The organism is Paenibacillus sp. FSL P2-0121 (assembly GCF_037975345.1).
Classification (GTDB): domain Bacteria; phylum Bacillota; class Bacilli; order Paenibacillales; family Paenibacillaceae; genus Paenibacillus_AQ; species Paenibacillus_AQ odorifer.
On record NZ_CP150245.1, the window covers coordinates 6,534,057 to 6,557,328 of the forward strand.

Consider the following 23,272-nt stretch of genomic DNA (forward strand, 5'->3'; position numbering starts at 1 on the left):
ATATTAGAATAATACCATTAATAAATTAAGATTTGGAACCTCTTTCCGGATTAGCCTTCATACGAATTCTTAAAAAGAAATCAATCAGCGGACGTTTAGTCTTACCGATCAAACCTGTAACTTCCGCACCAATCTGCAAGAAGAAGAGCATGATGCAGATGACTACAAAGGTAACCCAGTTCGCCTCGTAAAGAGCGGCAGAGGATTGAATAACAGCTAAAACTCCAAAAAATGCAGCAATACCATAAATAATGAGCACAGTCTGACGATGACTAAAGCCTAGCTCGCGAAGGCAATGATGCAAGTGACCTTTGTCTGGTGCAAAGATTGGTTTCTTCTGCAGCTTACGGCGCACGATCGCAAAGAACGTGTCCGACAACGGTACACCAATAATAAGCAAAGGTGTAATAAACGAAACCACGGCAATCTGTTTAAACCCTAGCAAAGCAAGTAAAGCTAAGCAGAAGCCTAAGAACAGCGATCCCGTATCCCCCATAAAAATCTTGGCGGGATGGAAGTTGAAGAACAAGAATCCGATTATGCTACCCAGAAGCAACAGGCATAACATGGCAACCATCGTGTTACCCATCAAGAAAGCCATTACCGCAATCGTAGCAATCGCAATCCCTGATACACCAGCAGCAAGCCCGTCCAACCCGTCAATCAGGTTAACAGCATTGGTGACACCAACAATCCAGAAAATCGTAAGCGGGATAGCAATCCAGCTTTCCAATGAAGAATACGTATTGTTAAATGGAATATTCACAAAATCTACAGTAATACCAAAACCGAAAACTACAATACATGCTGCAACAATTTGGCCCAGCAGCTTCAACTTTGCTGATAATTCAAATCGGTCATCCAACCCTCCGATAAGTACAATCAGTCCGCCGCCACACAGCAGCGCTTTGATGAAGTTGGCCTCCCGCGGAGTGAACTCATATGGAATAATCGGCAATACGGCAAGCAGGCCTAACACAAACGCCAGAAAAATAGCTAATCCGCCAAGGCGGGGCATAATTTTCGTGTGCACTTTACGAGCATTCGGCACATCTGTCGCACCAATCTTAATGGCGAATTTCTTCACCAAAGGTGTGAGGCCAAGTGCGAGTCCCATGCATACGATAAATCCAGCGATGTATATGATTAACATTTGATCAGTCGACCCCCATTTCTCTACCGCATTGAATTATACGCTGTTACAAAAACAAATTCCAATCCCTTTTTTAGGCTATTCATCTGATTTTCTAGGTGAATATCGGCATTTGACTAGACTTTTGTTACTTTATCTTTCTCACGCACCACTTTTAATGCGAATTTCGGCAACGCAAGCATTCTTTTGTACCGCGTAGGCTCTTTTAATAAACGGTACAACCATTCAATTCTCATTTTTTGGAAAACTTTTGGTGCTCTCTTGCTCTTGCCAGAAATTACATCAAAGCTGCCGCCGACCCCCATCATGATCGGAACACCTAACTTGGATTTGTGTTTTGCAATCCATGGTTCCTGACTATCCGCGCCTCTGGCCACAAATAATAAGTCAGGATTGGTTTTAACAATTCCAGCAATAATCTCATCATCCGATTCCGGACCAAAATAACCGTCATGATATCCTGCAATAATAACACGCGGATATTGCAATTGTAACCTTTCAGCGGTTTCCTGAATCACCTCAGGTGTAGAACCAAGGAGATATACCTTCCATCCATATCTTTCACCCTGTTGCATCAATTCATGTAACAGGTCAAAACCAGCTACCCGTTCGGTTACAGGCTCCTTACAATAATTAGCAGCCCATACCACACCGGTTCCATCTGGGACAACTAATTCAGCTGACTTCATTATCTCCATATAAGCTGGATCTTCCAAAGCAGCCATAACCATAATCGGATTAGCTGTAATCACTTGATGCGGGATACGGGTATGAACCGCCTCTGTCAAATATGCAACAGTTGCTGCCATATCAACCTTGGAGACTCTAATCCCAAAAATAGGAACTGTAGGTACCGCGCTTTCTGCTTTCACTTTAGATCATCCTTTATGGTGGAAATATTCTACGATTTGCCGTGCTGGAGCCCCTGCTTCTTGAATCAACGAGGAGAGGATCGTCTCCCTCTCATTTCTCCATCCCTCTGCTGTTTCCAAAAGATGGCCTATCTCAGCAGCAACTTGTCCAGCATCTAATGATTGGGTCGTGCCCACAGGCTGACACCGAACTCTGTCTAGAAAATGATCAATTTTCGGATCATAAGAGATACCAATCAGCGGAACTCGCCGCCCTGCGGCATAAATCAGGCTATGAAGACGCATTCCGATCAGCACTTCACATTGCCCTACTTCCCGCAGCATGTGTTGCGGATGACTGGCATCTTCACAAATACTGACCTGCCCCCCATGCTGGCTTATATTTTCTTCCAGCTTCTCCATCACATAACGTGAGGCTTCAATATCAGATGGAAGATGAAACGGAAGGAATCTTAAATGCAATGGTTTTTCAAGATTCGCCTTAATCAAGCCTTGAGCAAGAGCGTCCAGCTCCTTGCGATCTTGTTCCCAATAACGTACCGAAATACCTACTACCGGAAGTGAATCTGAAGACTCTGGTAATTCAGCAGCATCAGTCTCTTCAGGTAAAGATAAGCCCATCACCGGGTCAGGAACAACCTCTATGTTCTTCTGTTCTAATCCCATAGAAAGTAAAAGCTCGCGGGATTGTTCATCCCGCACAGAGATATAAGTACATTTGCGAAACACTGATTTGATTAATGGGTGGAAAAGCTTACGATTCACAGGTCCGATACCTTGAGCATAAATAAAGGTCGGTTTACCCATCCACTGCGCAAGCTTAATAATACCTAAATAGTAAGGAATACTCTTGCTTCCTGTTACATCTTGCAGCAAGCTGCCTCCACCGCTAATCAGACCAGAACTCTCATAAATAGCTTGACGGACTTCAACCAGCTTCATCCGGTGCACAGATTTCACTCCATATGTGGCGCTAGTCCACTCAGGATCGATGGACAAGACAATGGGTTCGATCTCTATACCTGCAGCTTGAGCATGTTGTTGCAGTGCAATCAATATAGATTGCAGTACCGCCTCATCCCCGCTGTTATGGAAACCGTAATAACCGGAAATAACTATCTTTTTAGGAGTGGCGACCATCGTTTCCAACACCCTTCTGCAATTTGCCATACGATTACGGCAATCACACCAATAATCAGTCCTAATCCAAGACCGAGCAAGCCACGAATGAGCGAGATCAGAACTGGCGAGTGAATATGAGCAAAGGTATCTACCATCGAGAGCTGACCGATTACAGCAATAATCATGATAAACGCTGCATTCCGATATCTAAAGGCCAAGAATGCGCCAAGAATTAATAACGGATGCGCTAGCAAAAACTCTTTATTACGCGGTCGAACGCCAACCGTATTTTCCAAGAATGTACGTAAAACCATTTCCAACGGACTCACACTGCCACCGTTACCTGTACGGGTCATGTAATAATAGCCAACAACCGCCAAAACAAAGGCAATGATAATCATCGCAAATGTGATTGGTGTCCGCAGTAGCTTACCTGTCTTGTTAAAGACAAAATCCCCACGATACAAAAGCACGTAAAGTGCCACAAGACCGATAGGCGCCATATGAAGCAGACTGACACCACGGAACTGGTTGAGAACCAGGCTATAAGTTACATTATTAAGCAGTGCTATCATAAACGGCACAGCGCTCAAAGAGATCAGTGAAGTCTTAAAATAAAGCACTAAGCTATGTGTAAACCGGCGTTGCGGGCTCATAGCCTTATAGGTAAGGGGATTGCTCCGTAGAGGTGGCCCCATTTCATTAACCTTACGAATGGCAAGCACAACGGCAAGCGTTGGTGCACTTATCGCAGCGGCAAGCGCGAGCGCTTGTTCAAACATTTCAGGCTTCACTAGCATCAGGCCTGCACTTCCAATCAGACCTAACACCCAGGCAGCAAGCGTGAGCTGTGGAATGAAGTAAGAGACCAGCAGAGCCACTAAAGACACTGCTCCAACCACCGCAACTAGCTTAAAGTAACGTTGATAAGAGGAATCTACAACCTCAAATGCCGTAGCTTGTCCCAGTTTAAATCCATTGTCTTTAATCTGCTCAACTGCTCCGCCTGGTTCGCTTAGGCTGGTAATAAGGTTATCTAATGTATCTGTAACCTGTGCCTTAGCAGTATTTCTTGCAGGAATCGTGTTTAAGTAGATCATGCGGATATTCCGATCCTTTGTTGCCAGAGCGAAACGGTCCGAAATTACTTTTGGATCTAAGGCAGAATCTCCCTCACTAAGGGAATATAAACGTGTCACATTATAATCCAGCAAATAAGCGAGCCTGTTAAAGCCCTTTTGCTGTTTTTTAATATTCTCAATTGCTGCAATCCCCATTCCACGTTCCTTAAGGAGATTAGCAAAGTCAGTGATACTGCCAGTATCGGCATCATCATTAAACCCTTTAACAGACTCACCTTCAAATAGAATCCGTTTAACACCCAATTCCTCATAACGATCCAACAGCTTCTTTACCGTGGCTTCATTATAAGTCAGAGAATCCACAAGACGAGGTACAATACTGAATCCCTTGTTATGCAGCATGTCCAGTGTAAATGGATCGGGCTGCAGCGGCTTCAATGTAGCGTCTTCTAGCGGGGTCTCGATGATAAGCCCCTGCTGTCCGCGGAAACTCCAGTCTCTTGAATTAATCCCAAGATTACTAAATGCTTCTTTAATTACAGGCGCTAAAGTATCGCTGTAATCAGCACTGGTAAACAGAATATAGGTATAGTTTTCATTTTCAGGTATGATCGTGTCCGTAAGATTAGCTATATCAGCCGCACCCCATATCATTAGACGACGCGCCTTACGGTAATCTTCCAATGTGCTTTCGTAAATCGCCATGCTCTGTACACCAGCGTCTTTAAGGCGATCTAACTGTTCGGAAATATAATCTTGTGGATTTGCACGATAGCTGGCTACATCAACCAGATCACGATAATCAAATACAAATTCTACTGTCTTGGAAGACTTCTCCGTCTGCAGTCGATCATAGACCACAGGCAAGGCTGCTATAACGCCAACCACAACTATGATCCACAGCCACTTTCGGGAAGTAATATTCCAACGTTGCCATTTTTGCCGCACCAAAAGTACCTCCTCTTTCGCTTTAAAAACTCTTTTAACAAAAGTAGAAACGGATCGTCATCCTTTTAGAGACGGTACCCGTTTCTACGTAAAATATAATTCACAATATAGAAAGCACTCTATATTTATTATTGTCCCCCGTCAACGCGAGCCATAACCTGTTTCGACAGTGCAGCAACCTTATCCTTAGCATTCTGCAGGGAGTCACCCACTACTGCAAAATAAACTTTAATCTTAGGCTCTGTGCCGGAAGGGCGCAGGCAGAACCAAGATCCGTCAGCCAGCAAATACTTCAGTACATTTTCCTTCGGCAGTCCATTTAAGCCCAGGGAATAATCCTGAATTTCTGTTACGGCAGATCCAGCAATTTCTTGTGGTGCATTAGAACGCCAATCATTCATGATTCCTTGAATTTGCGCAACGCCATCTTTGCCTTTCAGCGTACGGGACTCCAAGCTTTCCAAGAAGTATCCGAACTGCTTGTACAATTCCTGAAGAACATCATATAATGTTTTGCCTTGAGCTTTATAATAAGCACCCGCTTCAGCGATAAGCATAGCAGCAAGAACAGCATCCTTATCACGAGCATAATTGCCTGCAAGATAACCATAGCTTTCTTCATATCCGAAAAGATATGTGTATTCTCCGGATTGTTCGAACTGGGTCATCTTTTCTCCAATATATTTGAAGCCAGTCAGCGTATTAAATACAGTTGCACCATAATGAGAAGCTACAGCAGCCCCCATTTCGCTAGTAACGATAGTCTTTACAACCGCACCATTGCTAGGCAGCTTTCCTTGTTCCTGCAAACGACTCAAATAGTAATGAATCATCAGTGCTCCGGATTGATTGCCGGACAGAACAACAAATTTACCTTCATTGTCGCGAACTACCGCACCCATACGGTCTGCATCAGGATCTGTACCAATCAAAAGGTCAGCATTCAACTCTTCGCCCAGCTTCATAGCCAGCGTAAAAGCTTCACGCTCCTCCGGGTTCGGCGATTTCACTGTAGAGAATTCAGAATCCGGCTGTTCTTGCTCAGGTACAACATGTACCTGGGTGAACCCGATTTTCTCAAGTACACGGCGGACTGGCAAATTACCTGTACCATGCAGCGGAGTGTATACGATTTTGAAGTCTTTTCCAAGCGTAGAGGCAATCTCTTCACTTGCAAGACTGACCGCAGCAACAGTATCGGTAAACGCTTCGTCATCCTTCTCTCCTAGCCAGTGCAACAGCCCTTGAGCTTCAGCTTCTTCTTGCGAAATCCGCTTTACACCATCAAAAGTGTCAACCTCTAGTATGTAAGAAATGACCTTTTCGGCTTCGTGTGGTACAAGCTGTCCGCCTTCCGAATTATAGACCTTATAACCATTGTATTCAGGAGGGTTATGGCTCGCGGTGATTACAATACCACCTGTTGCTTTCAAATAACGCACGCTGAATGATAGCTGTGGTGTTGATCGAAGGGAGGTAAACAAATGCGCCTCGATGCCATTAGCAGCCAGTACAAGAGCAGCCTCAAGTGTGAATTCAGGCGAGAAGCGACGAGAGTCATGCGCGATAACAACCGAAGGTCTGCCTTCTCCAGTATGCTTTTCTAGAATATAATTAGCGAAGCCTTGTGTAGCTCTGCCAACAGTATAACGATTGATACGATTGCTGCCCGCACCAATAACCCCACGCAAGCCGCCTGTACCAAACTCTAAGTCTCTGTAAAAACGCTCTTCAAGCTCCTGTGGCTCATTCTCCAGAGCGCGAAGCTCTGCCTTTGTAGCCTCGTCAACAGAAGGGTCCTGCAACCAGCGGGATAATGTGTCTGCCGCTTTCGCACTTAATTGAGTCATATGAATCTCTCCTTTAGATATATTTATAGAAAAATAAAATATTTAGCTCAGAGCAAACATAATTTCTCCAGAGGCTACAACCTTACCTTCAACGGAAGCAGTAGCTTGTCCTTTTCCGATGCTGCCCTTAAGGCGGGTGATCTCTACTTCAAGAGTAAGTGTATCGCCCGGTACCACTTGACCACGGAAACGGAATCCGTCCAGCCCAGCTAAAAAACCGATTCGGCCGCGATTAGCTTCTACTCCCAGGATAGCAACCGCACCCACTTGTGCAAGGGCTTCTGTAATCAGTACACCCGGCATTACCGGATAGCCCGGAAAGTGACCTACAAAGAACGGTTCATTGATCGTTACATTTTTGATTCCTACAGCTTTTTTGCCCATTTCAATCTCGATAATTTTGTCCACCAGCAGAAATGGAGGCCGATGGGGGATGATTTCTTGAATTTGGTTGATATCCAGCATTATGACAAAACTCCTTTCGGATGTTGCACATTTTCTTTTATTCTTTGCCGAAATGCATAAAATTAGGCAGGTTCGGTAAAAACTATATTTATCCTTCACCAACTGCAGAAGTGGAGGTTGAGATAAGGGGCTTTCTCCACCGGATGCGGCAGCATGGCGGAGAGGGCCCTTTTTGCTGCCCGAGGCCCCCCACCATTATACATTTTTCAGCATAAAAAAGAAAACTCCCTTATATAACAAGGGAGTGGTTAAATCATCTTCATTTATGGAGCAAAAACCAAATCATATACATGTCTCCACGTACTCCACTGCAGAGCATCGCTTAACTCTTTCTTACCCAGGACAACGTAACCGACGGCCAGGCCGCCTCCAAGTGCAGCTACGAGAAGCAAGGGAATAAGAACCCATTGTATCATGGTCCATTTGGAGATCCCTCGTGGAGAGGGTTCTTTCTTCTCTTCCGATTTAACTTTTTCCTGTCGATCCATTCCTTCACCTCTACGCGCGCATGTTATTGGCTAGACCAAACATCTGATCACTGGACGAAAGTGCCCGAGCTACGAGTTGATACGTGCGTTGAATCTGCATCATTTCTGTCATTTCTGAGGTCATATCGACATTCGACTGCTCCAGCCATCCTGAGCGCACTCCAATTCCAGATGCCTCGCCTGCCGCTCTTTGTACAAAAGCCTGCTGTGCTGTAACCCCATCTGCAAGCATATAGAAATTCCCGTCGACAGCCTTTAAGGCATTCTGTGTCTTAGGTTCTACTATCATTATAGTACCCGCTACCTGAACAGGTCCATTCTCCGTCTTTTTTGTTAACACACGACCAGATTCATCGATAGCAGCATTCACACCTACAGGAACCGTTAGAGGTTTGCCCTCTGTATTTAAAACCGAGTTTCCTGTGTTATCAACCAATACCATCTTTTTAGCATCAGTCGTGTCAGGAATAAAGTGAAAATCACCCTGACGTGTATACGCTGTAGTACCATTGACCTGAACACCAAAAAGCCCGTTGCCCTGAATGGCTAAGTCGGTCGGACTCCCTGTTTCTTTAAGGGGTCCCTCTTCCCAATTCGTTGAGATCGAAGGCACATAAGTCCCAAAACCCATATTAAAGCCTAGGGGTGTAGAACGGCCCGGTTGGTCATAATCATCTGATTGCTGTTGTACACGAGTCAGCACGTCCTCAAAAGAGCCCTGCTTGCTCTTATAACCATTGGTATCCATGTTGGCTAGATTATCCGCTATAATATCAAGCCGCTGCTGAAGGCTCGACATGGAGACTGCTGCACTAATCGTTGAGTTGTTCATAGATCAAACCTCCTATAAGCTCTACCTGTAAAGCTCATTCCTAAGCACTGCCTATACCCTGCCAACTTCACTTACAGCCTTCTGCAAGCTGCCATCATAATATTGAACAATCTTCTGGTTCGCTTCATAAGCCCGATAGGCGGCATTCAAATCCACAGTAACCTGAGTAGGATCTACATTGGAGCTTTCCAGGTAACCTTGGCGTACTTGCATGTTATCTGTTCCGTTAGAGAAACGGATATCTGCCGCCTCTACATCATCAGCGTGAAATACACCATTACCGTCACGTACAAGCTCCTGTGGCTTTGTTACTACACTCACACCAAGCTTGGTCCCTGTCGGAAGTCCTGTTACTGGATTAAGCAAATTACCCTGCCCGTCCACTTTAAGGGTGTCCTGATTTCCTGTCAAGACAAGGGGCTTGCCTGTGGAATCAAGAACCTTGAAGCCACCACTGCTCAGTACCTCTCCTGTAGCCGCGTTTATTGAGAAGCTCCCATTTCGCGTATACAGATTATTCCCTTCAGCATCCTGTACAGTAAAGAAGGCCTGTGGACGATAAACAACCTCACCCTCAGGGCTTACATATTTGCCTGAACCATCAAAGGAGATATTTTGACCTGTCACTGGATCAGCTACTTGCAAATCCGTAGATAAAGCAAAATCCATGGTCTTGCCGCTCTCCCTTAAATCACCCTGTAAATATTGGGATATCGATTGTTCTGCAAAAACCCCAGTGTTAAGGCGCCCCACTGGCTTTGTATTGCCATTACTCATAGCAGAGATCAGTACATCCGGAAAAGCATGATTGACACTGTCAACCTGCTTGTACCCCGTTGTATTCAAGTTAGCGATGTTCTGTGTTGCCGTATCATGTCTACGCTGCTGTGTAACCATACCTGCAGCGGCTGTATATAATCCTCTTATCATGAAGGTAGTCCCCTTCCGAATCTTTTGCTACCTTTTATATCGGCTGCTTAGAACTTTTTCTTAACGACCTTGTCCAAATTATCTAGCATTATTCCGGTTCCCTTAACTACACAATGCATCGGGTCTTCCGCTATCCACACCGGAACATGTAATTCTTCTGAGAGGAGCTCGTCCAATCCATTAAGTAAAGCGCCACCACCAGTTAGAACAACACCCCGGTCAATAATATCTGCGGATAGCTCAGGCGGTGTACGTTCCAGAACGGACTTAGCAGCTGCCACAATAGAAGAAACCGGATCCCATAGTGCTTCTTTTACCTCGCCTGAAGTAATAGTGAGCGTCTGAGGGAGTCCACTTACCATATCACGACCACGAATATCCATTTCAGCCTGCATCAGGCCTGGACGCACGGTGCCAATTGTAACCTTAATATCCTCTGCCGTACGTTCACCGATTAACAGCTTATACTTTTGTTTAATATATCTTAAAATGGCCTCATCGAACTTGTCTCCTGCGACTTTAATCGAAGAAGCGGTAACGACGTCGCCCATAGAAAGTACGGCTACATCCGTCGTTCCGCCACCGATATCGACGACCATGTTCCCACTAGGCTGATAAATATCCATTCCCGCTCCGATTGCAGCGGCTTTTGGCTCTTCCTCCATAAAAACTTCCTTAGCCCCGCTCCGCTCTGCCGCTTCCCGTATGGACTTCTGTTCCACAGATGTAATATTTGTAGGGGCGCAAATCAGAATACGGGGCCGTGCGTACCAGGACCGGCCGCCAACGCGGTCGATAAAATACTTGAGCATCATTTCTGTGATTTCAAAATCTGCAATGACACCATCCCGGAGAGGACGGATTGTTATAATATTTCCAGGTGTACGTCCAACCATGCGACGTGCCTGTTCTCCCACCGCAAGGACTCTCTTCGTATCACTTTCAAGTGTGACCACGGAAGGTTCATCCAGAACGACTCCCCTTCCCTTAACATGTATGAGCACATTGGCCGTGCCGAGGTCGATTCCGATATCCTTGCTAAACATAATGAAAGAGCCCCCAAAGTGTTATTTTAATTGAAAAAACAGCAGTTAGTACTAAATTTAAAAATACCATACTTTAGGGGAAGTACACAATGTATTAAAGCTGAATATTTCCTTAAATTTCCGAAAATCTCATGGCTTTGATGCTACAGCAACCTCACGTTTTTTCCCCGTCGATTTTTTATATTTGATTTTTGTGGCTTCTCCCCCCCGAAGATGTCGGATGGACTTGTGATATTCGAGAATGTGCTTCACCTGATCGGCCAGATCAGGGTTGATCTCTGGCAGACGCTCAGTTAAATCTTTATGCACCGTGCTCTTTGAAACGCCAAATTCCTTGGCTATGGTCCGGACCGTATGCCTGGTTTCCACGATGCAGCGTCCGATTTTGATCGTACGTTCCTTGATGTAATCGTGCACGCTCCCGCCTCCCAACTGTGGATAGTTTGGTACATTATATGAGGGGCGGGCTTATATATTCGCGCTTTCAAGACATGACAAGCTATGGAGGGCTCATTTTATTTAATGGACAACCTAATAACCCGTGTTATTAGCATGATGAAAAGCCGTCGTTCTCCCTTTAGAACAACAACCGTTTCCCGCGTAAACAAAAGGCTCATCACAAACACAACCTTAAAAATCCTTATATACACAAAAAAATAGGGGGCTTTCGCCCCCTGCTATAGAAATTTTTATCGCTGTGGCAGTAAATCCGATGGATTGACTACTTTGCCATCTTCGTACACTTCAAAGTGTACATGATTTCCAAGGTCCTTTTCGATCTCACTGCGACCAGCTGTGGCAAGAGTATCTCCTTGCTTCACTACATCGCCTTGTTTAACTTTTGTTTCACCAAGACTTTGGTATACAGTCTTCAAATTACCTTGATGGGTAATTTCAATCACTTTACCTAATACCGCAACATCTTCCACTCTGGTCACTTCACCGCTGAGCGCTGCTTTAACATCGAACGTATTGTTGTCTTCACGGGCAATATCGATTCCGACATTAGGAATAAATTTGTCGTTATATTGCACCATAGCGGCAACGTGATTGTCCTCTGTACCATTCTCATCATAGTACGGCTTAACTACTTCTACTTCACCTGGATTAGCTACTGGCCAAGTCATACTTTCCGTTGAAGCAACAACTTCAAGTGCATCTGGACCTCCGGTTGTTGTACCAGCTTCGTTAGCGGAAGTTCCTACTTGCTGCGAAGTGGCGGCGGTGTCCTGGTTGAGCGGCTTCTGGCCGGCATCCTGATAGACCCACACCAAGGTTAGTATAATTGCCGCTGCCGCCGTGTAGACTGCTGGGAATACCCAACGTTTAGATACCAGTCTGTTCCATGAAGAAGGTTTTGCACCAGGTAAATCTCCCTGAGTTTTTTTGAGAGATTCATCTTGGTTTGTTTTGTTTTTGTCTTGTTCATTCATATGGTTATCACCTCAGTAACCAGTGTTACCGGGGTTTTCTCTTTTATACGTATCTTTCAAGTTATTTTTTCAGAAGAGTTGAGATTTGTGTAAATGAGATACCACTATAATAGTGTTTGAGAATTTGGGTAGCAGTTCCACCCTCTTTAGCCATCCCATTTGCCCCCCACTGGCTCATCCCTACTCCATGCCCATTTCCGAAGGTCGTGATTAAGATCTTATTTCCCTTACGACTCCAACTGAATTGGCTGGATCGTAGGCCCAGCTTCTCTCTCACTTCACGTCCAGTAAATATAGAGCCTCCAATTGAGACCTCTTTAATCCGATGTCCAGTGGTAAGAGACAACACTTCCATAGGTAATCTCGAAGATGATGAAATCTTAGTTGTAGTTCCTGAATTGGTAGTTTCTTTGGAGGCTGGAATGACTTTATCGTTTAGACCCAATCTAGTAAGTATTTCAGCAACAGTAAAGGTGTTAGTCACTGCATAGTTTGGGGTAATCTCTTTCTCCCAAGGACTCGTCACGCTGCGCAGATAGGGAATCGCTGCATTCCAATACTCTTCTGAGTTCTCAGTATATCCTCCACTGGAGGCGAAAAAGGAGGCCGTTATCGGCTGCCCTTTATAAGTCATGATCACTCCGCGCGTCTCAAGGACCGCGCGCTGCAGCTTTGCGAGGTCGGCGCTTCTTCCGCCGAGCTTCCATTGCCGTTCCAGCGTGTCCTTAGATATGTAAGCCTGATGGCTTACCGTATCGGTTACATCCGCCTCCGGAACGGGTACGCCGCTTCTGTCGCCAGCCACCAGGCGGCGCATGATAAAGGTGCGGGCAGCTACGGCCTGCGCTTTGAGCGCTTCAAGCTCAAAGTCGGCCGGCATCTCGGCCGCAAGCACGCCGCGGACGTAGTCCTCCAGCGGCAATGTCTCTATTTGTCCGCTGTGTGACAAATAGACAGAGACGTCCGGCTGCGGCGCTTCCTGCGCAGCCGTCTCCGGCGCCGCCGGAGGGGCCGTGACCGTCGGCACGGCCACAGGCGCCGGTTGTCCCCGGTGTAGCGGGACAACCGCCAGCGGAATCAGCAGCGCCGCCAGGAAAGGCGCTGCGAGCCAGGCGACGGGGATGAGTCGCCTGCGCCGGGGAGCAAGGGGACGCGAGTGCCAGCGCGTTATCTTGTTTTTTCGCAAGTAGCGGAAATCTTTCATCTCTATGGCTCCCTTCCGTGAATCACTGGTGATTCTTATAGATATGAATTTGCAGCAACTGCTAGAACACAATTTGAGAGAAAGAGAGTTCCTGTCCTCAATCTATTACTAGACCACAAGCTATTAAATTGCATACAAAAAAATCCCCATCAGATGAGGATTCCATAAAAAAAGACCAAGCTGCAAACAGCAGCCTGGTCTCTCCTAATGATTGATATTATACCCAAGTTGGTTGAACCTGAAAGCGTGGTTTAACCTCTTCGTTTTTAGTCGATTCACTCTTGGATACTTCCGGTTTAAGAACTTCATCCTTCACGGTTTGCGCTGAAGTATCTTCCATGGAGATGCGCCAAATTTCCGCACCCAGTCCGGATAGTTTCTCAGCCAAATGAACATACCCGCGGTCAATATGATGAGTTCCGCTTACTTCAGTAGTGCCCTCAGCAACCAGACCTGCCAAAATAAGCGCAGCTCCCGCACGCAGATCCGTAGCACAAACCTTAGCTCCGACCAATTGTGCATTACCTGTAACGATCGCCGAGCGACCTTCGATCTTAATCTCAGCATTCATGTTGTGGAATTCATCCACATGCATAAACCGGTTCTCAAATACAGTTTCTGTAACGACACTGGTACCTTCAGAACGCAACAATAATGCCATCATTTGCGACTGCATATCCGTAGGAAAACCTGGATACGGCAAAGTCTTCAAATCAACAGCTTTGAGAGGCTTGTCACTGATTACACGAATACCGTTCTCGTCAGGAATAATGGTTACACCCATTTCTTCCATCTTAGCAATAACAGGACCTAAGTGATCTGCAATTGCGCCTTCCACATATACATCGCCACCGGTAATTGCTGCAGCCGCCATGTACGTACCTGCTTCGATACGGTCAGGGATTACATGATGTTTGACCCCATGCAGACGTTCTACCCCTTCAATACGGATAACGCCTGTTCCCGCACCGCGTACGATTGCGCCCATACCATTCAAGTAATTGGCCAGGTCGACAATCTCAGGCTCCTTAGCTGCATTCTCGATAACGGTCACGCCTTCGGCTAGTGTAGCTGCCATCATTATATTTTCGGTCGCACCTACGCTTGCTACATCCAAATACACTTTGGCACCGCGCAGGCGTCCGTTGCTTTTCGCTTCAATGTAGCCCTGGCCGAGACTAATCTCCGCACCCAGTGCTTCAAACCCTTTCAAATGCTGATCAATCGGTCGTGTACCAATGGCACAGCCGCCTGGCAGGGAAATTCTTGTCTGACCAAGTCTAGATAACAGTGGGCCCATGACTAAAAAAGACGCCCGCATTTTTCGAACCCATTCATAAGGTGCTTCACAGGAAGTGATGTTTGTAGCATCCACCTGGATAATATCGTTCTGATATGTAACCCCTGCACCCAGAGATTCCAGCATTTTTGATATCGTCATCACATCATCAAGCGGAGGTGCGTCTACAATGACGCTTACTCCTTCTTCTGCCAATAGAGAGGCGGCTATGATCGGTAATACGGAATTTTTTGCGCCGCTAACTTTCACGCTCCCGGTCAATCTGTTGCCACCGCGGACGATAAATTTGCTCATTTTCGGTTTCCCTCCGCGTCCATTATTTCTTAAATTATTTTTTTAGATTAAAGTAATTGCAAAAAAAGTTCTCTACTCCATCAATACGCCCATTTACTCGGGCATGTTCCTTAAAGTTCAGTGTTGACATAATAAAACCTTATTATTCGACACCTTTTGACCACTGCGACCTAAGACACTTATAACCAAACTACATCCCCTTAAAACATATATCGGATCATCCCACTCCAGCTCAGGTAATCCAGGAAGAACCCCGCTACAAAACGACCAAGTACAATGGCCAACAGCAAGTGCAGCAGCCTTCCCTGAGGACTCTTGGGATATCTTATGACCAAATCGAGCTTAAGGTTCTGCAATGCCCACCAAGATAATACAACACTGAGCAAAGATACAATCATTGAGACCATACTGCTGGTTCCAACTGCGCTAGACAACCCACCCGACAATATATCCTCCATGCTAACCCTCCGTGTTCGTATTACTCGGAAATCGACTCTTATATCATACTTGTGAAGGGCAAAAGAATCCAGTACTTTTACAAATTTTTAAACAATTCAACGCCATTATCCAAAATAATGAAGAAATTTTAACCTTTTTTCAATAGATTACTATAATAAAAAGCAGTCAAACCCTAAGGCTTGACTGCTTTTATCCTACTGTTGTCCTTTTCCAGTGGACACTTTAATCCGTGTAACAGCGCGTTGCAGCGCCAATTCCGCACGGCGGTGATCGATATCATCTTGTTTGCTCCGAGTCTGGAGACGGCGTTGAGCCCGTTCTCTAGCCGCTTCGGCGCGCTCAACATCGATATCTGTTGGCAGCTCGGCACTTTCAGCCAGCACGGTTACTTTGTCCTTATGCACTTCAACGAACCCGCCATGAACAGCGATGGAGATCGTAACACCGTCCGATTTGACGGATAACGGAGCAACCTGAAGTGGAGTCACAAGCGGAATGTGTCCCGGCAAAATACCCAACTCGCCTTCGACCCCTCTTACAATCAAGCTATTCACTTGCTTGGAGTAAACGAGATGCTCCGGCGTGACAATTTCCAACAAAAAGGTATTCACTTCCATTCCTCCTTAAAGCTTTACATTGTAAAGCTCGCTTCGAAAGCATGCACTAAGCTTTACGAAGTAAAGCTTGCATCGAAAGCATTAGCTAAGCTCAGGTTACATCGATTTCGCTTTTTCTACTGCTTCTTCAATCGTACCTACAAATAGGAAAGCTGCTTCTGGAAGATCATCATGCTTACCATCCAGGATTTCCTTAAAGCTGCGTACAGTTTCTTTGATTGGTACATATTTACCCTTAAAGCCAGTGAACTGTTCAGCCACGTGGAATGGCTGCGACAGGAAGCGTTCAACTTTACGAGCACGAGCTACGATAACCTTATCATCCTCACTCAATTCATCCATACCCAAGATGGCAATGATGTCTTGAAGCTCGGTATAACGTTGCAGCAATTGTTTAACACCTTGTGCCACGTTGTAATGTTCTTCACCAACAATTTCTGGAGCGAGCAAACGCGAGCTGGAAGCCAGTGGGTCAACCGCTGGGAAAATCCCCTTCTCGGAAATTTTACGCTCAAGGTTAGTTGTTGCATCCAAGTGAGCAAACGCTGTAGCCGGAGCAGGGTCAGTGTAGTCATCCGCCGGTACGTAGATTGCTTGAATCGATGTAACTGAACCTTTTTTAGTCGATGTGATACGCTCTTGCAGCTGGCCCATTTCAGTAGCCAGAGTCGGCTGATAACCAACCGCAGATGGCATACGGCCGAGAAGAGCGGACACTTCGGAACCCGCTTGGGTAAAGCGGAATATATTATCGATAAAGAGCAGCGTATCGCGGCCTTCCACATCACGGAAATATTCCGCCATGGTCAAACCGGTCAAAGCTACACGAAGACGTGCACCTGGAGGCTCGTTCATTTGTCCGAAGACCATTGCTGTCTTCTTAATAACGCCGGAATCCGTCATTTCGTGATAAAGGTCATTACCTTCACGAGTACGTTCACCGACACCTGCGAATACGGAAATACCACCGTGCTCTTGGGCAATGTTATTAATCAATTCTTGGATTGTTACTGTTTTACCTACGCCGGCACCGCCGAAGAGGCCGACTTTACCACCCTTAGCATAAGGTGCGAGCAAGTCGATAACTTTAATACCTGTTTCCAAGATTTCCGCTTGTGTTGACAATTCGTCAAATGTTGGTGCGAGACGGTGAATCGGGTTCTTTTTCTCAGCAAGAACTTCACCAGCGTTATCAATTGGATTACCAAGTACGTTAAATACACGGCCTAATGTCGCTTCCCCTACAGGAACCGAAATTGGACCTCCTTGATCGATTGCATCCAGTCCACGAACCAGACCATCAGTAGAAGACATCGCGATACAACGTACCAGATTGTCTCCCAAGTGATTGGAAACCTCAAGTGTTAGGTTAAGCTGACGACCATTGTCCAAGACGGTTTCAATTTTGATAGCGTTGAAAATCTCGGGCAACTGGCCGCGTTCAAATTCAATATCGACAACCGGACCCATAATGCTTACAACGCGTCCTTTGTTCATCTTCTTTTCCCTCCTCGAAAGCTGTTACATCAAGAAGAAACGACGTTGTCGTCATATAAAGATGACAACCGTTTCTCGTAGAAATATAAGCATTTTGTATAGTGTAAAACCATACTTTCTTATATTTTAAGAAGAACTTACAGTGCCGTTCTTAAGGAGCTATGCACCCTAAGCAAGCGACACTGTTTCTCGTAAAATACAAGACAAGTTAAGCACTTAGTTTAACTTTTCTTGTATTTTAAGACTGCGCGTTCGCTCCGGCCACGATCTCGGTAATTTCCTGCGTAATTGCCGCCTGACGGGCACGGTTGTACGTAAGGGTAAGTTCTCCGATCATTTTCGACGCGTTCTTCGTTGCACTGCCCATAGCTGTCATTTTCGCACCCAGCTCACTGGCCTTGCCATCCAGAATAGCGCTATAAATCAAAGTTTCAGCGTACTTTGGAAGCAATACTTCTAGCACGCCTTCCGGTGAAGGTTCATATTCGTAGTTTGCAGAAGCTTCATGATGCTCTTGATTCCCTACTCCATCCATAGGCAACAGTCGCTCAACGGTTGGGATCTGGGTGATAGCATTGACGAATTGATTGTAACAAACATACAACTCATCATACGTACCATCTACAAACTGCTGTACTGCCGAATTCGCGATAGACTTGATGTCAGCAAACTTCGGCGCATCCGACAGCTCAGTAACTTCCTGTACAATCGGATATTCACGGCGACGTAGAAAGTCACGGCCCTTACGACCAATAACAAACAATGCGTACTCATCTTTGGACTTATGCTTCTCCGCGATGAGCATTGTCACCTTACGCAAAATATTAGCGTTGTAACCACCTGCAAGCCCTCTATCAGAGGTAACGATTAGATAACCAGTCTTCTTCACAGGGCGGCTAACCAGCATAGGGTGTTGAACACCTTCTGTGCCAGCCGCAATGCTCGATACAACCTCTTTTAGCTTCTCAGCATAAGGACGGGCGGCAATTGCCTTCTCCTGAGCTTTTCTCAGCTTGGATGCGGCTACCATTTCCATCGCTTTTGTGATCTGTCTTGTGTTTTGAACACTCTTAATTTGACGTTTAATATCACGCATGCTTCTTGCCATGATTTCACCACCTTAGAGCTTTGACGGAGTCAAAGCTAACTTCGTAAGCATCATCTTAGCTTTAACGGAGTCAAAGCTAACTTCGTAAGCATTCTCTTAACTTTGACGAAGTCAAAGCTACTTCATAAGCACAGCCTGAGCTTCGGCAGAGCCAAAGCTCACTTAGTAAAATCCGTTAAAGTCTATCTATATTAGCTAGTAGCGAAACCTCTTTTAAAGGTATCAATCGCTGCTTTAAGAGCGGCTTCGTTATCAGCTGTCAAATCTTTTGTATCCCTGATGGATTGAGCTACATCAGCAGCACTGCTATCCATGTAAGCAAGGAATTCCTTTTCAAAACGTTTTACGTCTTTAACTGGAATATCATCCAAATATCCTTTTACAGCTGTGTACAAGCTAAGCACTTGATGCTCAACAGACAACGGCTGATTCACACCTTGTTTCAGAACTTCCATCATACGTGCCCCGCGATTTAGACGGGCGAGTGTAGATTTATCAAGATCTGAGCCGAACTGTGAGAAGGCTTGAAGTTCGCGATATTGGGCAAGATCCAGACGGAGCGAGCCGGCTACCTTCTTCATCGCTTTGATTTGAGCGGAGCCCCCTACACGGGAAACGGAAATACCGACGTTGATTGCCGGACGTTGACCAGAGTAGAACAGATCGGATTCAAGGAAGATTTGACCATCTGTAATCGAGATTACGTTCGTAGGAATGTAAGCTGATACGTCAGATGCCTGTGTTTCGATAAATGGAAGTGCGGTTAATGAACCACCACCGAGCTCATCACTAAGCTTAGCTGCACGCTCCAAAAGACGGGAGTGCAAGTAGAATACGTCACCCGGGAATGCTTCACGACCCGGTGGACGACGAAGCAGCAAGGACAATTCGCGATAAGCCGAAGCTTGTTTCGAAAGGTCATCGTAAATGATCAGTACGTGCTCGCCCTTGTACATGAAGTATTCGCCCATTGCGCAACCTGCGTATGGAGCAATGTACAACAATGGGGACGGCTCGGAAGCCGATGCAGTTACAACGATTGTATATTCCAAAGCGCCATGACGGCGAAGAGTTTCTACAACCTGTGCTACTGTGGATTGCTTTTGACCAATGGCAACATAAATACATTTCATGCCGTTGCCTTTTTGGTTGATAATCGCGTCAATTGCGATTGCAGTCTTACCTGTTTGACGGTCACCAATGATAAGTTCGCGTTGTCCACGACCGATTGGTACCATCGCATCAATGGCTTTAAGACCTGTTTGCATCGGTTCATGTACCGATTTACGATCGATAACACCTGGTGCATTATTTTCTACAGGACGGAATTCAGTTGTAGCAATTGGGCCTTTGCCGTCAAGCGGCATACCAAGTGCGTTAACTACACGACCGAGCAGAGCTTCACCAACAGGAACTTGCATAATTTGTCCTGTACGTTTTACTTGATCGCCTTCACGAATTTCCTTGTACTCACCCAGAATAACAACACCGACGTTGCTTTCTTCCAGATTGAGCGCCATGCCCACTACTCCGTTGGAGAACTCTAGCAATTCGCCAGCCATTGCGTTTTCCAGACCGTAGACACGGGCGATACCGTCGCCGACTTGAATGACGGTGCCGACTTCGGCAACTTCGATATCGGCTTTATATTCCTCAATTTGACTTTTGATCAAAGTGCTGATCTCTTCAGGTCTGATGCCCAATATCCTCACCCCTATCTTCTATGCTTATCATTAAAGGATTTCTCGAGACGCTCCAATTTGTTAGACAGACTGCCGTCATACAGCGTATCGCCGATATAAACTTTCAGTCCTCCCAACAGGCTTGGGTCCACCACATTCGTAATCCGGATTTTACGGTTTACGAGTTGGCCGAATTCTGCAGCTACAGCTGCTTTTTCTTCTTCACTTAAAGAATAAACAGAGTATACCTTAGCATCACCAATGCCAAGAGCGTCTCCTTCAATCTTGATATACGTATCCAGCAGATCGGCAAAAATATCGGTTCTGCCTCGCTCTACTAACAATTCTACAATGTTCATCACGATGGGAGAGAGCTTATCTTGAAGCGCTGTGCGCAGCACTTTCAGCTTGTCGGACTCCGAGATGCGCGGTGCAAGAATAAACCGCTTTATCTCTTGGTCGGAATGTAATAATCCAACCACTGCCTTGAGCTCTTCTTCTACTTCAAGGGTAATCCCTTTCTCTACCGCTGCACTGTACAATGCTCTAGCGTAGCGCTTGGCAACTACCGTATCGCGGCTCATGATTGGCCTCCTACCTCTTTGAGGTATTGGTTCACAAGTTGCTCCTGCTCGCCGTTAGCACTAACTTCTTTCTTAAGAAGTTTAGAAGCAATACGAACAGATGCCGTTCCAATTTCGCTGCGCAACTCTTCCACTGCTTTGTTCTTTTCGTTCTCGATATCGCGCACGGCCTCTTCTTTGACACGTGCTGCATCTGCTTTGGCTTGTGCCAAAGTTTGTTCTACCTGTAGATTGCTTGTGATTTGCGATTGTTGAATAATCTGTTGAGCTTCCTGGCGTGCACTGTTCAGCGCTTGCTTCTGCTCTTCCACATACGCGACCGCTTGTTCTCTAGTCTTCGCAGCTTCGTCCATTTGCTGCATTACCAGCTCACGGCGTTTCTCCATAACTGCAAAAAGTTTGCTGAACGCATACTTGCTAAGCAAGAAATATAAAATCCCAAAGGCGACAATTGAAAATACTATGTTTGTCCAAACAATATCCACTGAGGTCACTCCCTTCCGTTACCGCGTCATGCGGACGTATACAAAAGTAAGGCGCGGATGGCATCGGCCGTCCCCGCCAAACCGTAACTACGGTTTATTAAGTAAACATAATCAGGAATGCGATAACTGTTGCTGCCAACGGAATAACTTCGACGATACCTACACCAATAAACATTGTTGTTTGCAAAGCATTTTTCGCTTCTGGTTGACGAGCGATGGACTCAACTGTTCTACTAACGATCATACCGTTACCAAGACCTGCGCCAAGTGCACCCAATCCAACCGCTATTGCTGCTGCTAAAAATTCCATTTGTAAATATCCTCCTTTAATTTCGGTTCATATTTGTGTTTAATGATATAAGATATCTCCCACGAAGGAAAATCAGACGATAGCCGTTCTCTTCGCAGCAGTTCATTAATGTGCTTCTTCTTCGTGAATCGTCATCTGTGCGATATAAACCATCGTCAGAATCGTAAAGATAAACGCTTGTAGTGCCCCGACGAAAATACTGAAGCCCTGCCATACAGCCAGGAACGGAATACTGAGAATCCCCAGCTTCAAAATGACTGTAATCAGTACTTCTCCGGCGAAAATGTTAGCGAATAGACGAATAGCCAACGCTACAGGTTTTGCCAGGTTTTCGATAATGTTCAGTGGCAAAAAGATTGGAAACGGCTCGATGTAGTGTTTGAAATAATGTTTGCCGTTGAGCTTAATGCCCAGAAAGTTCATCAGTACAAATACTATGATTGCCAATCCTGCAGTGACGTTAATGTCAGCAGTTGGCGACTTGTACCATAAAATTTCTGCATGCTCACCATTCGCCAAGTTCTTAGTTGCTTCAATCACGTGGCCAAACACTGTTACAGGTCCATGCGCCTCAGTTACAACGGAGAAAGGCAATCCAAGTAGATTGGAAACAAAGATAAACAGAATCAATGTCAACCCTAAAGATATGTAAGGTTTTCCTTTCTTCAGATCCATGGCACTGCTTATGACACCCTCTACAAATTCCACAACCCATTCCATGAAGTTCTGAAGCTTGGATGGATTTTCAACGGAAAGCTTACGAACCGAAAGCATAACCAGAACAAACACCACTGTACAACTGATCAGAAGCATCAACACGGCGGATAAATCTATCGGTATTCCCCCGACAAATATTTTCGGCATGTCATGCATAGTATCATCCCCCTTTCTCTTTAATCTGGTTAAAGCTTATTCTTCACACTCAGATATATCCCCGCAGGAATGGCGAGAAGCTGAGGAATGAATACGCCCGAAACAGTTGCTACCAGGGAGAAATGCTCAATCTTGACCGAGAACATGGTGACCAAAATTGCGAAGCTAATCCGTGTAACAAAACCGAGGCTGAAGGCATTCCCTTCGTTGCTCGCAATCGACTGCGTAACCCGTCGAACCTTGACGGCCAGATAACGAAAGTTTACCAATCCCGCCACCAGACCCAGAGTCATGCCCAGTGTAATTGCCCGGGTCTCATGATGAAGCACCCAGCCCATTAAGAGTCCTGCCATAAGGACGAGCGTAACTCTAGTGACGGTATTGATCATGGGAGTCATATTATCCATTCTGCTCCCCCAAAAATTTTTTAATTAACAAGGCGACATTCACAATTCCCAGAATCATTCCAGTTATAGTGCCAATGGCGAGCCAATATTTCGGCCCCTCCATCAGGTCTTTCAGCCATCTTGCCGCAAAAAAACCAATAAGAATGTAAGCGGCAAGCAAAGTGCCTGCACTTCCAATGACAAGCGCGGTCTGTAACAAGCTGTCCTTGCTATTTTGTTCTTTCATGGGCT

The 23,272-nt window shown here is 45.7% G+C and carries 25 protein-coding genes; all 25 read right to left on the reverse strand.

Features of this window, described 5'->3' with window-relative positions; genetic code table 11:
- Positions 1-25 precede the first annotated feature (25 nt).
- The 25 genes from MKY54_RS28880 to MKY54_RS29000 all read right to left on the reverse strand — a co-directional run bounded on the left by MKY54_RS28880 (position 26) and on the right by MKY54_RS29000 (position 23,267).
- Positions 26-1,153: an MraY family glycosyltransferase gene (locus MKY54_RS28880; RefSeq protein ID WP_036681523.1), complete on the reverse strand. Its 1,128-nt coding sequence runs from the start codon at positions 1,151-1,153 to the stop codon at positions 26-28.
- A gap of 116 nt (positions 1,154-1,269) precedes the next feature.
- Positions 1,270-2,025 (reverse strand): WecB/TagA/CpsF family glycosyltransferase, encoded by a 756-nt coding sequence (locus MKY54_RS28885; protein WP_036681526.1) that lies wholly within the window; start codon positions 2,023-2,025, stop codon positions 1,270-1,272.
- A 6-nt stretch (positions 2,026-2,031) separates the two neighbouring features.
- On the reverse strand, positions 2,032-3,165 hold the full coding sequence (csaB, locus tag MKY54_RS28890; protein ID WP_076279125.1) for a polysaccharide pyruvyl transferase CsaB: 1,134 nt from the start codon (positions 3,163-3,165) through the stop codon (positions 2,032-2,034).
- Entirely contained in the window at positions 3,141-5,177 is a 2,037-nt protein-coding gene (locus MKY54_RS28895; RefSeq protein ID WP_076219972.1) for a DUF5693 family protein, read from the reverse strand. Before MKY54_RS28895 ends, csaB begins: the two co-directional genes overlap by 25 nt.
- A gap of 128 nt (positions 5,178-5,305) precedes the next feature.
- Complete coding sequence (locus tag MKY54_RS28900) at positions 5,306-7,027, reverse strand: phospho-sugar mutase (protein WP_076219973.1); 1,722 nt, start codon at positions 7,025-7,027, stop codon at positions 5,306-5,308.
- 42 nt (positions 7,028-7,069) lie between these two features.
- Positions 7,070-7,492: a 3-hydroxyacyl-ACP dehydratase FabZ gene (fabZ, locus tag MKY54_RS28905; RefSeq protein ID WP_036681536.1), complete on the reverse strand. Its 423-nt coding sequence runs from the start codon at positions 7,490-7,492 to the stop codon at positions 7,070-7,072.
- Between the two features lie 263 nt (positions 7,493-7,755).
- Positions 7,756-7,980, reverse strand: a complete 225-nt coding sequence (locus MKY54_RS28910; protein WP_036681538.1) for a DNA-directed RNA polymerase subunit beta — start codon at positions 7,978-7,980, stop codon at positions 7,756-7,758.
- 10 nt (positions 7,981-7,990) lie between these two features.
- Positions 7,991-8,812, reverse strand: coding sequence for a flagellar hook-basal body protein (locus MKY54_RS28915; RefSeq protein ID WP_076099680.1), 822 nt, complete (start codon positions 8,810-8,812; stop codon positions 7,991-7,993).
- A gap of 51 nt (positions 8,813-8,863) precedes the next feature.
- Entirely contained in the window at positions 8,864-9,742 is an 879-nt protein-coding gene (locus MKY54_RS28920; protein ID WP_038573634.1) for a flagellar hook-basal body protein, read from the reverse strand.
- Positions 9,743-9,789: 47 nt separating this feature from the next.
- Positions 9,790-10,788, reverse strand: a complete 999-nt coding sequence (locus MKY54_RS28925) for a rod shape-determining protein (protein ID WP_036681546.1) — start codon at positions 10,786-10,788, stop codon at positions 9,790-9,792.
- A 129-nt stretch (positions 10,789-10,917) separates the two neighbouring features.
- A complete protein-coding gene (gene spoIIID / locus MKY54_RS28930; protein ID WP_036681548.1) occupies positions 10,918-11,205 on the reverse strand; it encodes a sporulation transcriptional regulator SpoIIID in 288 nt (95 codons plus the stop codon).
- A gap of 272 nt (positions 11,206-11,477) precedes the next feature.
- Complete coding sequence (locus MKY54_RS28935; RefSeq protein ID WP_076123922.1) at positions 11,478-12,221, reverse strand: M23 family metallopeptidase; 744 nt, start codon at positions 12,219-12,221, stop codon at positions 11,478-11,480.
- A 61-nt stretch (positions 12,222-12,282) separates the two neighbouring features.
- Entirely contained in the window at positions 12,283-13,425 is a 1,143-nt protein-coding gene (gene spoIID / locus MKY54_RS28940; RefSeq protein ID WP_339188772.1) for a stage II sporulation protein D, read from the reverse strand.
- 217 nt (positions 13,426-13,642) lie between these two features.
- Positions 13,643-15,019 (reverse strand): UDP-N-acetylglucosamine 1-carboxyvinyltransferase, encoded by a 1,377-nt coding sequence (gene murA, locus MKY54_RS28945; protein WP_076123926.1) that lies wholly within the window; start codon positions 15,017-15,019, stop codon positions 13,643-13,645.
- 200 nt (positions 15,020-15,219) lie between these two features.
- On the reverse strand, positions 15,220-15,477 hold the full coding sequence (locus tag MKY54_RS28950) for a DUF1146 family protein (RefSeq protein WP_036681556.1): 258 nt from the start codon (positions 15,475-15,477) through the stop codon (positions 15,220-15,222).
- A gap of 195 nt (positions 15,478-15,672) precedes the next feature.
- Entirely contained in the window at positions 15,673-16,089 is a 417-nt protein-coding gene (locus MKY54_RS28955) for a F0F1 ATP synthase subunit epsilon (protein WP_036681559.1), read from the reverse strand.
- Between the two features lie 102 nt (positions 16,090-16,191).
- Positions 16,192-17,592, reverse strand: a complete 1,401-nt coding sequence (gene atpD, locus MKY54_RS28960) for a F0F1 ATP synthase subunit beta (RefSeq protein ID WP_036681562.1) — start codon at positions 17,590-17,592, stop codon at positions 16,192-16,194.
- A 238-nt stretch (positions 17,593-17,830) separates the two neighbouring features.
- Positions 17,831-18,700: an ATP synthase F1 subunit gamma gene (atpG, locus tag MKY54_RS28965; RefSeq protein WP_036681564.1), complete on the reverse strand. Its 870-nt coding sequence runs from the start codon at positions 18,698-18,700 to the stop codon at positions 17,831-17,833.
- Between the two features lie 191 nt (positions 18,701-18,891).
- Positions 18,892-20,403: a F0F1 ATP synthase subunit alpha gene (gene atpA / locus MKY54_RS28970; protein ID WP_036681566.1), complete on the reverse strand. Its 1,512-nt coding sequence runs from the start codon at positions 20,401-20,403 to the stop codon at positions 18,892-18,894.
- An 11-nt stretch (positions 20,404-20,414) separates the two neighbouring features.
- Positions 20,415-20,966 (reverse strand): F0F1 ATP synthase subunit delta, encoded by a 552-nt coding sequence (locus MKY54_RS28975; protein ID WP_076123928.1) that lies wholly within the window; start codon positions 20,964-20,966, stop codon positions 20,415-20,417.
- A complete protein-coding gene (atpF, locus tag MKY54_RS28980; RefSeq protein WP_076123930.1) occupies positions 20,963-21,451 on the reverse strand; it encodes a F0F1 ATP synthase subunit B in 489 nt (162 codons plus the stop codon). Before atpF ends, MKY54_RS28975 begins: the two co-directional genes overlap by 4 nt.
- A gap of 97 nt (positions 21,452-21,548) precedes the next feature.
- Positions 21,549-21,761 (reverse strand): F0F1 ATP synthase subunit C, encoded by a 213-nt coding sequence (gene atpE, locus MKY54_RS28985; RefSeq protein WP_036681574.1) that lies wholly within the window; start codon positions 21,759-21,761, stop codon positions 21,549-21,551.
- Between the two features lie 105 nt (positions 21,762-21,866).
- Positions 21,867-22,634: a F0F1 ATP synthase subunit A gene (atpB, locus tag MKY54_RS28990; RefSeq protein ID WP_036681575.1), complete on the reverse strand. Its 768-nt coding sequence runs from the start codon at positions 22,632-22,634 to the stop codon at positions 21,867-21,869.
- Positions 22,635-22,663: 29 nt separating this feature from the next.
- The gene (locus MKY54_RS28995; protein WP_036681578.1) at positions 22,664-23,041 is read right to left on the reverse strand and encodes an ATP synthase subunit I; all 378 of its coding nucleotides are present in this window, start codon (positions 23,039-23,041) and stop codon (positions 22,664-22,666) included.
- A complete protein-coding gene (locus MKY54_RS29000; protein WP_036681579.1) occupies positions 23,034-23,267 on the reverse strand; it encodes an AtpZ/AtpI family protein in 234 nt (77 codons plus the stop codon). The genes MKY54_RS28995 and MKY54_RS29000 overlap by 8 nt, the downstream gene beginning before the upstream one ends.
- Positions 23,268-23,272: the final 5 nt, after the last annotated feature.

Bases quoted from the DNA above. Each gene is read 5' to 3' on its own strand.
- MKY54_RS28880 (WP_036681523.1), bottom strand. From the start codon at position 1,153: ATGTTAATCATATACATCGCTGGATTTATCGTATGCATGGGACTCGCA.
- csaB (WP_076279125.1), bottom strand. From the start codon at position 3,165: ATGGTCGCCACTCCTAAAAAGATAGTTATTTCCGGTTATTACGGTTTC.
- MKY54_RS28900 (WP_076219973.1), bottom strand. From the start codon at position 7,027: ATGACTCAATTAAGTGCGAAAGCGGCAGACACATTATCCCGCTGGTTG.
- fabZ (WP_036681536.1), bottom strand. From the start codon at position 7,492: ATGCTGGATATCAACCAAATTCAAGAAATCATCCCCCATCGGCCTCCA.
- MKY54_RS28910 (WP_036681538.1), bottom strand. From the start codon at position 7,980: ATGGATCGACAGGAAAAAGTTAAATCGGAAGAGAAGAAAGAACCCTCT.
- MKY54_RS28915 (WP_076099680.1), bottom strand. From the start codon at position 8,812: ATGAACAACTCAACGATTAGTGCAGCAGTCTCCATGTCGAGCCTTCAG.
- MKY54_RS28920 (WP_038573634.1), bottom strand. From the start codon at position 9,742: ATGATAAGAGGATTATATACAGCCGCTGCAGGTATGGTTACACAGCAG.
- MKY54_RS28925 (WP_036681546.1), bottom strand. From the start codon at position 10,788: ATGTTTAGCAAGGATATCGGAATCGACCTCGGCACGGCCAATGTGCTC.
- MKY54_RS28935 (WP_076123922.1), bottom strand. From the start codon at position 12,221: ATGAATGAACAAGACAAAAACAAAACAAACCAAGATGAATCTCTCAAA.
- spoIID (WP_339188772.1), bottom strand. From the start codon at position 13,425: ATGAAAGATTTCCGCTACTTGCGAAAAAACAAGATAACGCGCTGGCAC.
- murA (WP_076123926.1), bottom strand. From the start codon at position 15,019: ATGAGCAAATTTATCGTCCGCGGTGGCAACAGATTGACCGGGAGCGTG.
- MKY54_RS28950 (WP_036681556.1), bottom strand. From the start codon at position 15,477: ATGGAGGATATATTGTCGGGTGGGTTGTCTAGCGCAGTTGGAACCAGC.
- atpD (WP_036681562.1), bottom strand. From the start codon at position 17,592: ATGAACAAAGGACGCGTTGTAAGCATTATGGGTCCGGTTGTCGATATT.
- atpG (WP_036681564.1), bottom strand. From the start codon at position 18,700: ATGGCAAGAAGCATGCGTGATATTAAACGTCAAATTAAGAGTGTTCAA.
- MKY54_RS28975 (WP_076123928.1), bottom strand. From the start codon at position 20,966: ATGAGCCGCGATACGGTAGTTGCCAAGCGCTACGCTAGAGCATTGTAC.
- atpE (WP_036681574.1), bottom strand. From the start codon at position 21,761: ATGGAATTTTTAGCAGCAGCAATAGCGGTTGGATTGGGTGCACTTGGC.
- atpB (WP_036681575.1), bottom strand. From the start codon at position 22,634: ATGCATGACATGCCGAAAATATTTGTCGGGGGAATACCGATAGATTTA.
- MKY54_RS28995 (WP_036681578.1), bottom strand. From the start codon at position 23,041: ATGGATAATATGACTCCCATGATCAATACCGTCACTAGAGTTACGCTC.
- MKY54_RS29000 (WP_036681579.1), bottom strand. From the start codon at position 23,267: ATGAAAGAACAAAATAGCAAGGACAGCTTGTTACAGACCGCGCTTGTC.